The following is a 15,589-nucleotide window of genomic DNA, read 5'->3' as shown; positions in this document are numbered from 1 at the left end:
GGCCAGTTGCGGACAGTTGGGTGAAGCGCCCGGCTCAGCGCATGGCTCTCAGCGACGCAGCCGATGCCAACCAGCAAACGCCCGTCGGCGCGCACGCCGTGCAGTTCCGTATCCAGGGCAGTGCAGGCAAAAAAAGCCCACCTTGCGGTGGGCGCTCCCAGTACTACCTACCGGTACTCAAAATCCTACGGCCTGCCCGTCGCGCCGGCTGTCGCTGGCGGCCACATAGCCATGCTCGGCATCATCCGACAGGCGCCAGATAAACTGCCCCGAGCCGAAATCCATGTACGGGTCGTCGACCGACTTGAGCTGGTGGCCGCGCGCCTTCAGGCCGGCAACGACCGCCGGATCCATGGTGGATTCGACGTCCAGCGTGAAGTCGCGGTTGACCTTCCAGCGCGGCGCGCAGCAGGCCGCCTGCGGCTGCTGGTTGTAGTCCACCATGCGCACCACGGTCTGCAGATGCCCCTGCGGCTGCATGTCGCCGCCCATCACGCCGAAGCTCATCACCGGCTGGCCGTCCTTGGTCAGGAAGGCCGGGATGATGGTGTGGAAGGGGCGCTTGCCGCCGGCCACCACGTTGGGGGATTTCGGGTCCATCGAGAAGCCTACGCCGCGGTTCTGCAGGCTGATGCCGGTGCCCGGCACGACCACGCCGGAACCGAAGCCCATGTAGTTCGACTGGATGAACGAGATCATCATGCCGTTCTCGTCGGCGGCGCTCAGGTAGATGGTGCCCCCGACCTTGGGCATGCCGAAATCGAAGTGCGTGGCGCGCTCCATGTCGATCAGCTTGGCGCGTGATTTCAGGTATGCGTCGTCCAGCATCTGCTCGGGCGTGACTTCCATGCTGCCAGGGTCCGCCACGTAGCGATAGAGGTCGGCAAAGGCCAGTTTCATCGCCTCGATCTGCAGGTGCTGCGACTCGACCGAGTCCACCGGCAGCGCGGCCAAGTCGAACTGGCCGAGGATGCCCAGCGCCACCAGCGCGGCGATGCCCTGGCCATTCGGCGGGATCTCGTGCAGCTCAAAGCCGCGATAGGCCTTGCTGATCGGCTTGACCCAGTCCGGCTTGTAGTTGCGCAGGTCGTCGGCCGTCATGGCGCCGCCGCATTCCTTGCTGAAGGCGACGATCTTCTCGGCGATCTCGCCGTCGTAGTAGGCGCGGCCATTGCTGGCGCCGATCTTGCGCAGCGTGTCGGCGGCAGCCTTGAGCGTGAACTTCTCGCCCACGTTGGGTGCGCGGCCATTGGGCATGAAGGCTTCGGCGTAGCCAGGCTGGTCCTTGAGTTCCGGCACGGCGGCGGCCCACTTGTGCGCCACCACCGGCGGCACGGCATAGCCGCGCTCGGCGATCTCGATGGCGGGCTCCATCAGCTCGGCAAAGGGCAGCTTGCCAAAGCGCTCATGCAGCGCGGCCCAGCCGGCGATCACGCCCGGCACGGTGACGGCGTCCCAGCCGCGCACGGGGCGCTTGGCGATGCCGTTGGCATCCGTGCCGTACTTGCTCTTGAAATACTCGGGGCTCCATGCCGCCGGCGCCACGCCCGAAGCGTTCAGGCCATGCATTTCCTTGCCGTCCCACAGGATCGCGAAAGCATCGCTGCCCAGGCCGCACGAGACCGGCTCGACGATGGTGATGGCCGCCGCCGCGGCGATGGCTGCATCGACCGCGTTGCCGCCCTTGAGCAGCATGCGCAGGCCGGCCTGCGCCGCCAGCGGGTGCGAGGTGGACACCACGTTGCGCGCGAACAGCGGGATGCGCACGGAAGGGTAGGGATTGGTCCAGTTGAAGTTCTGCATGCTTGTCTCGGTTCGATGCGCTGGCAGCGCTTGGCCGCAATGCCGCGGCGGGCTTGCCAGCGCTCGTACGTTATTCCACGGTGATCTTGCGATCCTTGATCAGCTTACCCCAGCGCGCGCTGTCCTTCTTGACCATCGCGGCGAACTGGGCCGGCGTGCCGCCAACGGGTTCCGCGCCCAGCTTGCCCAGGCGCTCCTTCACGTCGGGCGCCTGGATCGCCTTGTTGAACTCGGCGTTGAGGCGGTTCACCAGCTCGGCTGGCATGTGCTTGGGGCCATAGATGCCGAACCAGGTATCGGACTCGAAGCCGGGCAGGCCAGACTCGCTGGCGGTCGGGATCTCGGGTGCCAGCGGCGAGCGCTTCAGGCTGGTCACGGCCAGCGCCTTGAGCTTGCCGTCCTTCACGTGCGGCAGGCCCGAGACGATGCTGTCAAACAGGATCTGCACCTTGTTGGAGATCAGGTCGGGCACGGCCAGCGCGGTGCCGCGATACGGGATGTGCGTGATGAACACGCCGGCCTGCGCCTTGAAGGCTTCGGCGGTCAGGTGCACCACGGTGCCATTGCCGCTGGATGCGTAGTTCAGCTCGCCAGGATGCTTCTTGGCGTAGTCGATCAGCTCCTTGACGTTCTTCACCGGCAGGCTGTTCGGCACCACCAGCACGTTGGTGGCGATGGCCACCTGGCCGATCGGGGTGAAGTCGGTCTCGGTGTTGTACGGCAGGCGTGTGTTGATGTACGGCCCGATCGAATGCGTGCTGGTCGTGGCGATCAGCAGCGTGTAGCCGTCGGCCGGGGCCTTGGCGGCCATGTCGGAGCCGATGGCGCCGCCAGCGCCGGGCCGGTTGTCGACCACGATCTGCTGGCCCATGTTGGTGCCCACTTTCTGCGCGATGGCGCGAGCCAGCAAATCAGTCGCGCCGCTGGCCGGGAATGGCACGATCAGGCGGATCGGCTTGTTGGGGTAGGTGTCGGCGAGTGCCGGGACGGCGCTCAGCGCAAGTCCCGTGGCGAGGCTCGTGCCAAACAGGCGCAGCCAGTGTTTCATGGTGATCTCCGGATCGGGGAAGCAAGGCAAACGCAGGCCGGGGCCGGCCCTCGGGCAACACACCCCGCCGCGGATGCTGCCAGGCGGTGCTGCGGATCAATTATTCCGTGCAGGTCATCATAATGAAAGCTAATATTTCTTTCTTATGTCTAAAGGTTTTCTTAAGTATTGGTGCGCCGTATTGGTGCGCCGAACAAGACATAGGCCAACCCGCACACCAACCCGCACACACCAAGCCGCACATCATGACGTTCTCCCCATGAGCACCATCCGTTTCCTGCGCACCTTCGTCGCCGTGGCCGACCACGGCTCTTTTGCCGCAGCCTCCGAGCGGGTGGCCCTGACCCAGGCCGCGGTCAGCCTGCAGATGCGCGCGCTGGAGATGGAGCTGCGCCGCGAGCTGTTCGACCGGGGCGGCCGGGTGGTGGCGCTCAATGCCGGCGGGCGCGAACTGTTGCCGCAGGCGCGCCGCATGCTAGCGCTCTACGACGAGATGCGGCTGCCTCCGGAAGCGCCGGACGCGATGGCTGGCGCGGTAGCGGTGGGCGCGGTGGTGTCGGTCATGGGCGGCCTGTCGCATGTGGTGGCGCGCATGAAGCGCGAGTACCCGGCACTGGACGTGCGCCTGGTCAGCGCCAAGTCGATCGAGCTGGCGGCGCAGGTGGAGTCCGGTGAGCTGGATGCGGCGATGCTGGTGGAAGGGGCAGGCCGCCTGCCCGGCACATTGGTGTGGACGCCGCTTTACCAGGAGCCGCTGGTGGCGATTGCCGGGCGCGACAGCCCGGGCGCGAACGCGCGTGAAGCGCTGGCGGCCAACCCCTTCCTGCGTTTCGACCGCGGACAGCGCACCGGCATGCTGGTTGCGCGGGCGCTGCGCCGCGCGCATCTGCGCGTCAATGAGTTTCTCGAGCTGAACTCGATCGAGGCGCTCGTCGAGCTGGTGCGCCAGCAGGTGGGCGTGACCGTGGTGCCGTTGCTGCAGCGTGCACGCTGGCTGGAGGACGAGGCGCTGCGCATCCTGCCGCTGGAAATCGGCGGCGCGCCGGTGCTGCGCACCATCGGCATGCTGGAGCGGCGCGACCAGGCGCGCCGCCACGTCACGGCGGCCGTGCGGGACGCCTGCGCAGGCCTGTTCGATGCCCCTGGCGCCGGCGAAAGGCACCTCGGGGGGGCTTGAGTCTGTCCCTGAGGGCACGCCTTACCCTGTTAAGCGCTTGCGGCAAGGTTCGCGCCATCAGCCAAGCCAGGGCCAACCGCCGGATGCCACTGGCGTTTCGTACCAATCGCCGAGCTTTCCCGAGCAGCTCCTGAACGGCCGCTCGGCGCATCTGCTGGTGACCATGGATACGCCGCCCCGATATTTCAAATGGATCTACCGCATGCCGGGCATCCGCCAGATGCGCAAGACCGCGCTGGAGTTCTGCGGGATCAAGCCGGTCCGCACCATGGCGTTCGGCCCGGTACCGGGCTCGCAGCCCGGGCAGAGGGCTGGCTGGCGCGCTTGCCGCCAGCATCCGGGCGCCGCAGCGGGCATGAAAAAAGGTGCCTTGCGGCACCTTGAGGGACTTCTGTGGCAGCGTCGCTCGCAGCCGGCACGGATACCGGCCGCGGGACTTGCTCTCTTATTCTTCCTGGAAAGCTTCCTCGCGCTTGTTCTTGATCGACGGCAGCGCCACGATCAGGACCAGCACGGCGGCCGCGATCAGCAGGCCGAGCGACAGCGGGCGGGTCAGAAACACGCTGAACTCGCCGCGCGACAGCAGCAGGGAGCGGCGGAAATTCTCTTCCATCATCGGTCCCAGCACGAAGCCCAGCAGCAACGGCGCCGGCTCGCACTTGAGCTTGATGAACAGGTATCCGATCACGCCGAAGGCCGCGGTCTGGAACACGTCGAACGTGGTGTTCTGGACCGAGTACACGCCGATGCAGCAGAACACCAGGATGGCCGGGTACAGGTAGCGGTAAGGCACCTTGAGCAGCTTGACCCAGATCCCGATCAGCGGCAGGTTCAGGATGATCAGCATGAAGTTGCCGATCCACATCGAGGCGATCAGGCCCCAGAACAGCGCGGGGTTGCTGGTCATGACCTGCGGGCCCGGCTGGATGTTGTGGATGGTCATCGCGCCCACCATCAGCGCCATCACGGCGTTGGGCGGAATGCCCAGCGTCAGCAGCGGGATGAAGGAGGTCTGCGCCGCGGCGTTGTTGGCCGATTCCGGACCTGCCACGCCTTCGATGGCGCCCTTGCCGAACTCATGCGAGAACTTCGAGGTCTTCTTTTCCAGCGAGTAGGCTGCAAACGAAGCCAGTGCCGCACCGCCGCCCGGCAGGATGCCCAGCGCGGAGCCCAGGAACGTGCCGCGAAGCACTGCCGGGATCATGCGCTTGAAGTCAGCCTTGGTCGGGAACAGGTTGGTGATGTGGTCCGTGAAGGTTTCGCGGGCATCTTTTTGCTCCAGGTTCGCGATGATTTCCGCGAAGCCGAACACACCCATGGCGACCGAGACGAAATTCAGACCGTCGGTCAGCTCAGGCACGTCGAACGAGAAGCGCGCCGCGCCCGAGTTCACGTCGGTGCCGACCAGGCCCAGCAGCAGCCCCAGCACGATCATGGCGATGGCCTTGACCAGCGAGCCCGAAGCCAGCACCACGGCGCCGATCAGGCCCAGCACCATCAGCGAGAAGTACTCGGCTGGGCCGAACTTGAAGGCCAGTTCCGACAGCGGCGCTGCGAACGCGGCCAGGATCAGGGTTGCCACGCAGCCGGCGAAGAACGAGCCCAGGCCGGCGGTGGCTAACGCCACCCCCGCTCGCCCTCGCCTGGCCATCTGGTAGCCATCGATGGTAGTCACCACCGACGACGATTCACCCGGCAGGTTGACCAGAATGGCGGTGGTGGAGCCACCGTACTGGGCGCCGTAGTAAATACCGGCCAGCATGATGAGCGCGGCCACCGGCGGCAGCGTGTAGGTCACCGGCAGCAGCATGGCGATGGTGGCCAGAGGCCCCAGGCCCGGCAGCACGCCGATCAGGGTGCCCAGCACGCAGCCCAGGAAGGCGTATGCGAGGTTTTGCAGGGTCAGGGCGGTCGAGAAGCCCAGGCCCAGGTTGGCTAGTAGTTCCATATGGCCGTCTCCTTATCCTGCCAAGAATGCCGGCCACACCGGCATCTGAAGATTGATGCCGTAGACGAAGGCGCCCAGGCTGATGATCACCAGGACGATGGCGTTGACAACGGCACCCTTCCAGCTGAATTCATGGCTGGCCATCGACGACACCAGCACCAGCACCAGCACCGACAGCACCATGCCCAGCGGCTTGAGCATCAGGCCGAACAGCACCACCGAACCCAGGATCCACAACAGGGTCTTGATGTCCCAGCGTGCGAGCTGGTCTTCTTCCTTCTTGGCGGACAGGGAACTCCACAGCACCAGCGCGCCGAGCAAGGCGAGCACGATGCCGAGCCAGAACGGGAAATACCCGGGGCCCATCTTCGCGGCAGTACCCATGGAATACCCGCGTGCGACCCAGGAAAAGCTGAATCCGACCAGGATGAACATCAGGCCGGAGGCAAAGTCCTTTTGGCTACGAATGCGCAAAATGATTCTCCTCGAAAAAACTGCTTGAAATCCGTGCGGCTAAGGATGTTGCGGTGCGTCAAAAGCGCGCGCGCAACCGTCCCGCCGCTGGCAGGGAGGAAATTAAGGGGGCGACCTTTCAGCTACCTTTCAGATGTCTGCAAAAATGGTCAATCTGCGGGTATCTCCCTAGGAGACATCCAGGGGCCGCTTTCACGCCTGCGCGGCAGAGTGGTCATAGGGCTGCGCTATCATCAACGGCTGCACTGCCGTTGCCGATGCGTGCGCAGCCCGTGGCCGATGCGGCACGGCATGGAAAGGGAAAAGGGAAAGCCGTTTTGGAAAGCATCGACCATGTCATCCTGATCGGCGCCGTCGTGATGTCGCTGGGCATTGTGGTGGGCGCCTTCTCGGCGCGCGTGGGCGTGCCGTTCCTGCTTGTGTTTTTATCGGTAGGCATGCTGGCCGGCGTGGATGGCCCCGGTGGCATCCGCTTCTCCAATACCTGGCTGAGCTTCCTGGTCGGCAACCTCGCGCTGGCGGTGATCCTGCTCGATGGCGGCTTGCGCACCCGGCTGGCCACCTTCCGGGTGGCGCTGAAACCCTCGCTGTCGCTGGCGACCGTGGGCGTGCTGGTCACGACCGGCCTGGTGGGCCTGTTTGCCGCCTGGGTGCTGGAGATCGACTGGAAGCTCGGCCTGCTGCTGGGCGCCATCGTCGGCTCGACCGATGCCGCGGCGGTGTTCTCGCTGCTCAATACCAGCGGCATCCGGCTCAAGGAACGGGTGGCGAGCGTGCTGGAGATCGAGTCCGGCATCAACGACCCGATGGCCATCTTCCTGACCCTCACCCTGATCGACTGGATCGCCGCGCCCGCGGGCCTGAGTCCCGGCGCACTGTTGTGGCGCCTGGTAGTGCAGTTCGGGGTCGGCGGATTGCTCGGGTTGGGCCTGGGCTACTGCATGGCCAACGTGATGGAGCGCATTCGCGTGGCCGAAGGCCTGCAGGCCATCCTGCTGTGCTCGGGCGGCGCCATGGTGTTCGCCATCGTGCAGACGGCGGGCGGCAGCGGCTTCCTGGCCGTCTACCTGACCGGCATCCTGGTGGGCAACCGCGACCGCGCGGTAGGCCCCGACACCATGCGGGCGATGGACGGCATGGCCTGGCTGTCTCAGTCCGCGATGTTCCTGCTGCTTGGCCTGCTGGTGGCGCCGCACCGGATCTGGGAGGTGGCGCTGCCGGCGGTGGCGGTGGCGGCATTCCTGATGCTGGTGGCGCGCCCGGCTGCGGTCTGGCTGGCGCTGCTGCCGTTTCGCTTCAGTGCCCGGGAGAAGGGCTTCGTGGCCTGGATGGGCCTGCGTGGGGCGGTGCCGATCGTGCTGGCGCTGTTTCCCATGCTTCAGGGCATGCCGGATTCCGGCTTGCTGTTTCGCATCGCCTTTGCGGTGGTGCTGACCAGCCTGCTGCTGCAGGGCACCACCGTGCCGCTGGCGGCGCGGCTGGCGCGCGTGCTGCGTCCCGCCTATCCGGAGCCGCTGGCCCGCTCCCGGCTGCGGGGCACGCATGGGCCGGCGCTGGAGGTGATGCAGTTCAGGGTCGAGGCCGATTCGCCGGCTGAAGACCTGCGCGCCGACCAGCTCGAATTGCCGCCCCGTTGCCGGCTGCTGACCGTGGTGCGGGACGAAGCGCTGGCTGCGCCCGATCAGACCGTGCTGCGGGATGGGGATATGGTGTCGATCCTGGCGCCGGGGACCAGCGTGCCGATGCTGGCACTGTTGTTCCATCGGCCTGGGCCGGCGCTTGCCTGGGGCAAGGCTAGCCATGATTTCCTGCTGTCCGGGGAGGCCATGCTGCGGGATGTGGCGGGGCTTTACGGGACACGGGAGTTGAGTCCTGCCGAGGCGGCACGGACCCTGGAAGCCGCTATGCAGGAGGCCTTTACATCACCACCAGTGGAGGGCGACGCCGTCGAGATAGCAGGGCTGAAGCTCACGGTGACGCGGATGGACGGGCCGCGGATTATTCAGGTGGGGTTGTTGTTGCCTCGCGCGGAGCAGGAGGCGGCCTGACAAAGCAGGATTTGCGCGGGTGGTCTCCCTCTCCCACTGGTGGGAGAGGGAGAGACAGCCGTCGTCATGGCGCGAGGCATTGGCCTGTTCGGCGGCTTCGGCAAATGCTCCGAGCGTATCAATCCACCTTGGCGCCCGACACCTTCACGATCTGCGCGTACTTCTTCAGCTCGCGCTGCACCAGTGCGCCGAACTGCTCCGGCGTGGTCGGTGCCGGCTGGGCGCCGATGCGGGCCAGCTTTGCCTTCATGTCGTCGGTCTTGAGGATGGCCACGATCTCGTGGTTGAGGCGGTCGACGATCTCTTTCGGGGTGTTGGCCGGGGCGAACACCCCGAACCACGTGGAGATGTCGAAGCCTTCCAGGCCGAGCCCCTTGCCGGCTTCCGCGATAGTGGGCAGCTCGGGCAGGGCGGCGGCGCGGGTGGCGGTGGTGACGGCGAACGCCTTGAGCTTGCCGGCCTTGATGTTGGCCGCGGCGGATGCGAGGTTATCGAAGATCATGTCGGTCTGGCCGGACAGCACCGACAGCTGCGCGGGCGAGGCGCCGTTGTAGGGGATGTGGACCATGCTGACCTTGGCCATGCTCTTGAACAGCTCGCCCGACAAATGTCCCGCGCTGCCGTTGCCACCCGAGGCGTAGTCCAGCTTGCCGGGGTTCTTGCGCGCGTATTCCACCAGCTCACGCACATTGTTGATATGCAACTCGGCGGCTTTGCCAGGGTGCATGACGAGTACGTTGGGCACGTCGGCCACCAGCGTGATCGGGCTGAAGTCCTTCACCGGGTCGTACGGCATCTTGGCAAAGAGGCTGGGGTTGATGGCGTGGGTGGCCACGGCGCCCATCACGATGGTGTAGCCGTCGGCCGGCTGCTTGGCCACGTAGTCGGCGCCGATATTGCCGCCGGCTCCCGGGCGGTTTTCCACCACCACGGGCTGGCCCAGGCTGTCCTTGAGCTTGTCGCCGATGGCGCGCGCCACCGTGTCCAGCGGGCCGCCGGCCGGGTAGGGCACGACGAACTTGAGCGGCTTGGACGGGTAGGCGGTGGCCGCGGCGGCAGGCGTGGCGCTAACGGCAATAAAGGTGCCGATAGCGGGCAGGGCGGCGGCGAGCAATGCCGCGGCGAGTTTTTTCTTGAGCATGGAGATGCGTCGGGTTGGATTGGGAATCTGGTGCACCAGGCGCTGCGGCCTATTTCATGCCGACGCCGCGCGCCATCATCACCGCGCACAGCGGCAGCAGGATCAGCAGGTGGGCCTGGATCATGACCCAGCGCCGCGCGGACTTCAGCTCGGCCGGCATGGGCACGAAGTCTGGCAGGCTGCGCGCCTGGCGGCGCCACCGCCGGATGGCGAAGGTGGGCGGCAGCGAGCACAGGGCGATCACCACGAACACGGTGATCTTGGCGTGGAACCACGGGTTGTGCAGGTAGAACTGTGCGCCCTTGGCGCCGTAGAACAGCCGCAGCAGGCCGCTGGCCAGCACCGCCATGGCAGTGAGGAAGTAGAGCAGGTCGTAGATCGACAGGCGCTTGAGCACGGGCGGCGTCATGCCGGGGCGCAGCACGACCGCTTCGGCGGTCATCAAGGCGATCAGCAGGAAGATGAAGGTGTAGTGCAGGAAGGCCAGCAGGGCGTCGGTCAGCATCCAAACTCCTCTTGTGGTCAGGCATGCGCCGTACGCCGGCGCGCGCGGGGTCAGGGTTCTTGCTTTGTTCGCTACGGCAACGGCAACGGCAACGGCAACGGCTATGGCAACAACGAAGGCAACAACGAAGGCAATTGCAACGACGACAAACTTCGGCTTGCCGCTGTGCGCCCCGCCACTGCAGGCACACAGCGGCAAGCACCTTACAGCACGCCCTTGGCGCGCAGCGCGGCAATCTGGTCCGGCGTATAGCCCAGCATGTCGCCAAGCACCGCGTCAGTGTGCTCGCCCAGCAGCGGCGGGTGGCGCACGGCCTCGGGCGGCGTCGCGCTCATCTTGATCGGGCTGCCCACCAGCTTGACCTCGCCGGCGCTCGGGTGCGGCAGGTCCACGCGCAGGCCGCGCGCCTTGACCTGGGCATCCTCGAACACGTCGTCCAGCGTGTTGATCGGGCCGCAGGGCACGCCGGCGGCTTCCAGGTCGAGGATCCACTGGGCGCGGGTGCGCGGCCTGACCATGTCGGCGATGATCGGCACCAGCACGTCGCGATGCGCAACCCGCTGCGGGTTGGTGGCGAAGCGCGGGTCGTCGGCCAGTTCGGGGCGTCCGCCGGCAACGACGAACTTGCGGAACTGGCCGTCGTTGCCTACCGCCACGATGATCCAGCCGTCGGCCGCCTGGAAAGTCTGGTAGGGGACGATATTGGGGTGGGCGTTGCCCCAGCGCCTGGGCGCTTCGCCGCTGGCCAGGTAGTTGGTGTTCATGTTGGCCAGCATGGCCACCTGCACGTCGAGCAGGGCCATGTCGATGTACTGGCCTTCGCCAGTTCGCTCGCGGTGGGCCAGCGCGGCCAGCACGGCGATGGTGGCGTACTGCCCGGTCATCAGGTCGGAGATCGCCACGCCGGCCTTCTGCGGGCCGCCGCCGGGCAGGTCGTCGCGCTCGCCGGTCAGGCTCATGAAGCCGCCCATGCCCTGGATGATGAAGTCGTAGCCCGGGCGCGCCGCATAGGGGCCGGTCTGGCCGAAGCCGGTCACCGAGCAATAGATCAGGCCCGGCTTGATCGCCTTGAGGGAGTCGTAGTCCAGGCCGTACTTCTTCAATTGGCCGACCTTGTAGTTCTCCAGCACCACATCGCTCTGGGCGGCCAGCGCGCGCACCAGTTCCTGGCCTTCGGGCGTGCTGATATCGCAGGTCACCGAGCGCTTGTTGCGGTTGGCTGCCAGGTAATAGGCAGCTTCCGCGGTATTGCGGCCTTCGCCGTCCTGCAGCCAGGGCGGCCCCCAGGTGCGGGTATCGTCGCCGGCGCCGGGGCGCTCGATCTTGATCACGTCGGCGCCAAAGTCGGCAAGGTTCTGGGCGCACCATGGCCCGGCGAGAACGCGGGTCAGGTCGAGAACGCGGAGGTGGCTTAAAGCTCCCATGGGGTGGTTTGCGGATCCGGCAAGGGGTGGGCGAGGGAAGGCCGGGCGGCCCCGCCGTCTGGTCTGGGTGGCGGCTTGCGGGGCAATCGGAGGCTGGCGCGAAACCAGGCTCGGGGGCGTCCGGCTGGGACAGCCAGCACTTTACCACCGGCAGGCCGCCGGGAGCACATCGCGACCGGCTGCGGATCGCGGCGGGGCGCGGTGTTGCGGGCGGTGCGAGGCGAAACCCCGGCGAATCCCCGGCGGAATGCCGCGCGCTCAGGCTTCCCCGTATAATCAACGGTTTGCAAAACCATCTTGACCGACAGCGCCCTGCCATGACGTGGGACGCCCTTGCCCAGAACATGAAAGTCTCCGACATCCGCAGCAAGTTCCTGCAGTACTTCGAATCGAAGGGCCATACCGTGGTCCGCTCGTCCAGCCTGGTGCCGGGGAACGATCCGACGTTGCTGTTTACCAACTCCGGCATGGTGCAGTTCAAGGACGTGTTCCTGGGCACCGACAAGCGCCCGTACACCCGCGCGACCTCGTCGCAGCGCTCGGTGCGCGCCGGTGGCAAGCACAACGACCTGGAGAATGTGGGTTACACCGCGCGTCACCACACGTTCTTTGAAATGCTCGGCAACTTCTCGTTTGGCGACTATTTCAAGCGCGAGGCGATCCAGTACGCGTGGGAGCTGCTGACCAAGGTCTACCAGCTGCCGGCCGAAAAGCTGTGGGTCACGGTGTACGCGGAAGACGACGAAGCCTATGACATCTGGGCCAAGGAAGTCGGCGTGCCGCCCGAGCGCATCGTGCGCATCGGCGACAACAAGGGCGCGCGCTACGCCTCCGACAACTTCTGGCAGATGGCCGACACCGGCCCCTGCGGCCCATGCTCGGAAATCTTCTACGATCACGGCCCCGATGTGTGGGGCGGCCCCCCGGGATCTCCCGAGGAAGACGGCGACCGCTACATCGAGATCTGGAACCTGGTGTTCATGCAGTTCAATCGGGACGAGCAAGGCAATATGCCGCGCCTGCCCAAGCCCTGCGTCGACACCGGCATGGGCCTGGAGCGCATCGCCGCGGTGCTGCAGCACGTGCACAGCAACTATGAGATCGACCTGTTCCAGGCACTGATCAAGGGCGCTGCGCGCGAGACCGGCACCACCGATCTCAACAACAATTCGCTGAAGGTCATCGCCGACCACATCCGCGCGTGCTCCTTCCTGATCGTCGACGGTGTGATCCCCGGCAATGAAGGCCGCGGCTACGTGCTGCGCCGTATCATCCGCCGCGCTATCCGCCACGGCTACAAGCTGGGCCGCAAGACCCCGTTCTTCCACAAGCTGGTGGGCGATCTGGTGGGTCAGATGGGCCAAGCCTACCCGGAACTGTCCGACGCCGAAGCGCGCGTCGTGGAAGTACTCAAGGCAGAAGAGGAGCGCTTCTTCGAAACCATCGAGAACGGCATGTCCATCCTTGACGCGGCACTGGCCGACGTCAAGGCCAAGGGCGGTACCGTGCTCGACGGCGAACTTGCCTTCAAGCTGCATGACACCTTTGGCTTCCCGCTGGACCTGACGCAGGACGTGTGCCGCGAGCAGGAAATGACGGTGGACGAAGCCGCCTTCGACGCGGCCATGAGCCGCCAGCGCGAGCAGGCCCGCGCCGCCGGCAAGTTCAAGATGGCGGCCGGCCTGGAGTATAAGGGCGACAAGACCACCTTCCACGGCTACGAAAAGCTGGGCGTGGACGGTGCGAAAATCACCGCGCTGTATGTGGACGGCGCATCCGTGGACACGATGCAGCCGGGCCAGACCGGCGTGATCGTGCTGGATAACACGCCGTTCTACGCCGAGTCCGGCGGCCAGGCCGGCGACCAGGGCGAACTGAAGAGCGGCAGCGCAGTGTTCAGCGTGGTCGATACCACCAAGGTGCAGGCCGATGTGTTCGGCCACCAGGGCACCCTGGCGGGCGGCGCGCTCAAGGTCGGCGACAGCGTCACCGCGCAGGTGGATGCGCAGCGCCGCGCGCGCACCGTGCGCAACCACTCGGCCACTCACCTGATGCACAAGGCATTGCGTGAAGTGCTGGGCAGCCACGTGCAGCAGAAGGGCTCGCTGGTCGACGCGGACAAGACCCGCTTTGACTTCTCGCACAACGCGCCGATGACCGACGAGCAGATCCGTCGCGTCGAGGAGATCGTCAACGCCGAGATCCTGCAGAACGCAGCCACCGGTGCTGAAGTCATGCCCTTCGACGACGCGGTCAAGAGCGGCGCGATGGCGCTGTTCGGCGAGAAGTACGCCGACGATGTGCGCGTGCTGTCGATCGGCAGCTCCAAGGAACTGTGCGGCGGCACCCACGTGACCCGCACCGGCGATATCGGCGTGTTCAAGATCGTGGTGGAAAGCGGCGTGGCAGCGGGCATCCGCCGCGTCGAAGCCATCACCGGCGACAACGCGCTGCATTACCTGCAGGCGCTGGACGCCAAGCTGAACGAAGCTGCCGCCGCGCTCAAGGCGCAGCCGTCCGAGCTGGTGCCGCGTATCGGGCAGGTGCAGGAACAAGTGCGCGCGCTGGAGAAGGAACTGGAGCGCCTCAAGAGCAAGCTGGCCGCCTCGCAAGGCGACGAGCTGGCGGCGCAGGCCATCGACGTCAAGGGCATCAAGGTGCTGGCCGCACAGCTCGACGGCGCCGACGTCAAGACGCTGCGCGAAACCATGGACAAGCTCAAGGACAAGCTGGGCACCGCGGCCATCGTGCTGGGCGCAGTGGCCGACGGCAAGGTCAGCCTGATCGCCGGGGTGACTGCCGATGCCACCGCCAAGGTCAAGGCCGGCGAGCTGGTCAACTTTGTCGCGCAGCAGGTCGGCGGCAAGGGCGGCGGCCGTCCGGACATGGCGCAAGCTGGCGGCACGGAGCCGGCCAACCTGCCGCAGGCGCTGGCAGGCGTCGGCGAGTGGGTCGCGAGCAAGGTCTGAGGCAGGCCTGAGGCAGATCTGAGGCATTCGCCGCAGCCGAGGAACGGGCCAAAACCGCGTGCCATGACGACGGCTGTCTCTCCCTCTCCCCTCAGGGGGAGAGGGACGGGGAGAGGGGTGGCTTAGCCAGGAGCCACTTGAAGCGAAGCCCGCGGTGTTGTCCAGCACGCAGGCGTAACGAGCGCCCGCCCTCTCCCCCGGCCCTTCCCCCTCAGGGGGAGAGGGGCGCAAACTGGCAGCAGTCCGAATCCTCCCAGTAGCATCCCAAAGGCGCCCCAGGCGCCTTTTTTCACGTCGACTCGCGGCTCAGCTTCCCCATCAGCGTCAGGATGTCGATGGGCAGCGGAAACACGATCGTCGAGCTCTTGTCGCCGGCAATCTGCGTCAGCGTCTGCAGATAACGCAGTTGCATCGCCTGCGGTTCCCTTGCCAGCATCTGCGCGGCTTCCAGCAGTTTCACCGAGGCCTGCAACTCGCCCTCGGCATGAATGACCTTGGCGCGCCGTTCGCGTTCGGCCTCGGCCTGGCGCGCGATGGCGCGGATCATCGTTTCGTTGAGGTCGACGTGCTTGATCTCCACGTTGGAGACCTTGATGCCCCAGCTATCGGTCTGGGCATCGAGCGCTTTCTGGATGTCGATGTTGAGCTGCTCGCGCTCGGCCAGCATCTCGTCGAGCTCATGCTTGCCCAGTACCGAGCGCAAGGTGGTCTGCGCCAGCTGGCTGGTGGCCTCGAGGAAGTTCGCCACCTGGATGATGGCGCGTTCCGGGTCGATCACGCGGAAGTACACCACCGCATTCACCTTGACCGACACGTTGTCGCGCGAGATCACGTCTTGCGGCGGCACGTCCATCACCACCGTGCGCAAGTCCACGCGCACCATCTGCTGCACCGCCGGGATCAGGATCACAAGCCCCGGACCCTTCACTTTCCAGAAGCGCCCCAGCATGAACACCACGCCGCGTTCGTACTCGCGCAGCACGCGGATCGAGGAAACAATGAGCAAGGCAATGATGAAGACCAGACCGCCTGCGCCGAATCCGAACGCCATG

The 15,589-nt window shown here is 66.1% G+C and carries 11 protein-coding genes; 3 read left to right on the top strand and 8 right to left on the bottom strand.

The window, feature by feature from the left end; genetic code table 11:
- Positions 1-177: 177 nt before the first annotated feature.
- Positions 178-1,803 carry a gamma-glutamyltransferase gene (ggt, locus tag RR42_RS15195; RefSeq protein WP_043348394.1) on the bottom strand — a complete coding sequence of 542 codons (1,626 nt, stop codon included), beginning with the start codon at positions 1,801-1,803 and terminating at the stop codon, positions 178-180.
- A gap of 70 nt (positions 1,804-1,873) precedes the next feature.
- Positions 1,874-2,851 (bottom strand): Bug family tripartite tricarboxylate transporter substrate binding protein, encoded by a 978-nt coding sequence (locus RR42_RS15190; RefSeq protein ID WP_043348391.1) that lies wholly within the window; start codon positions 2,849-2,851, stop codon positions 1,874-1,876.
- A gap of 259 nt (positions 2,852-3,110) precedes the next feature.
- Between RR42_RS15190 and RR42_RS15185 the strand changes: the two genes are divergently transcribed.
- The gene (locus RR42_RS15185) at positions 3,111-4,028 is read left to right on the top strand and encodes a LysR substrate-binding domain-containing protein (RefSeq protein WP_043348388.1); all 918 of its coding nucleotides are present in this window, start codon (positions 3,111-3,113) and stop codon (positions 4,026-4,028) included.
- A gap of 445 nt (positions 4,029-4,473) precedes the next feature.
- On the opposite strand, the gene RR42_RS15180 is transcribed toward RR42_RS15185, so the two are convergent.
- Both RR42_RS15180 and RR42_RS15175 read right to left on the bottom strand, forming a co-directional pair.
- The gene (locus RR42_RS15180; RefSeq protein WP_043348385.1) at positions 4,474-5,976 is read right to left on the bottom strand and encodes a tripartite tricarboxylate transporter permease; all 1,503 of its coding nucleotides are present in this window, start codon (positions 5,974-5,976) and stop codon (positions 4,474-4,476) included.
- 12 nt (positions 5,977-5,988) lie between these two features.
- Complete coding sequence (locus tag RR42_RS15175; RefSeq protein WP_043348382.1) at positions 5,989-6,450, bottom strand: tripartite tricarboxylate transporter TctB family protein; 462 nt, start codon at positions 6,448-6,450, stop codon at positions 5,989-5,991.
- A 317-nt stretch (positions 6,451-6,767) separates the two neighbouring features.
- On the opposite strand from RR42_RS15175, the gene RR42_RS15170 reads away from it, so the two are divergent.
- Positions 6,768-8,498 carry a potassium/proton antiporter gene (locus tag RR42_RS15170; protein WP_043348378.1) on the top strand — a complete coding sequence of 577 codons (1,731 nt, stop codon included), beginning with the start codon at positions 6,768-6,770 and terminating at the stop codon, positions 8,496-8,498.
- Positions 8,499-8,616: 118 nt separating this feature from the next.
- On the opposite strand, the gene RR42_RS15165 is transcribed toward RR42_RS15170, so the two are convergent.
- The 3 genes from RR42_RS15165 to RR42_RS15155 all read right to left on the bottom strand — a co-directional run bounded on the left by RR42_RS15165 (position 8,617) and on the right by RR42_RS15155 (position 11,568).
- Entirely contained in the window at positions 8,617-9,639 is a 1,023-nt protein-coding gene (locus tag RR42_RS15165) for a tripartite tricarboxylate transporter substrate binding protein (RefSeq protein WP_043348375.1), read from the bottom strand.
- 49 nt (positions 9,640-9,688) lie between these two features.
- Complete coding sequence (locus RR42_RS15160) at positions 9,689-10,144, bottom strand: DUF2214 family protein (RefSeq protein WP_043348371.1); 456 nt, start codon at positions 10,142-10,144, stop codon at positions 9,689-9,691.
- 203 nt (positions 10,145-10,347) lie between these two features.
- The gene (locus RR42_RS15155; protein ID WP_043348367.1) at positions 10,348-11,568 is read right to left on the bottom strand and encodes a CaiB/BaiF CoA transferase family protein; all 1,221 of its coding nucleotides are present in this window, start codon (positions 11,566-11,568) and stop codon (positions 10,348-10,350) included.
- A gap of 344 nt (positions 11,569-11,912) precedes the next feature.
- Here RR42_RS15155 and alaS point away from each other — a divergent pair, with 344 nt between their 5' ends.
- On the top strand, positions 11,913-14,537 hold the full coding sequence (gene alaS, locus RR42_RS15150; protein ID WP_043352172.1) for an alanine--tRNA ligase: 2,625 nt from the start codon (positions 11,913-11,915) through the stop codon (positions 14,535-14,537).
- 289 nt (positions 14,538-14,826) lie between these two features.
- Here alaS and RR42_RS15145 read toward each other — a convergent pair whose 3' ends face one another.
- Entirely contained in the window at positions 14,827-15,588 is a 762-nt protein-coding gene (locus tag RR42_RS15145; protein ID WP_043352171.1) for a slipin family protein, read from the bottom strand.
- Position 15,589 lies beyond the last annotated feature (1 nt).

It is taken from the genome of Cupriavidus basilensis (genome assembly GCF_000832305.1).
GTDB classification, from domain to species: domain Bacteria; phylum Pseudomonadota; class Gammaproteobacteria; order Burkholderiales; family Burkholderiaceae; genus Cupriavidus; species Cupriavidus basilensis_F.
Note: the sequence above shows the minus strand (reverse complement) of the source record. Positions and strands in the feature narration are given on the sequence as shown.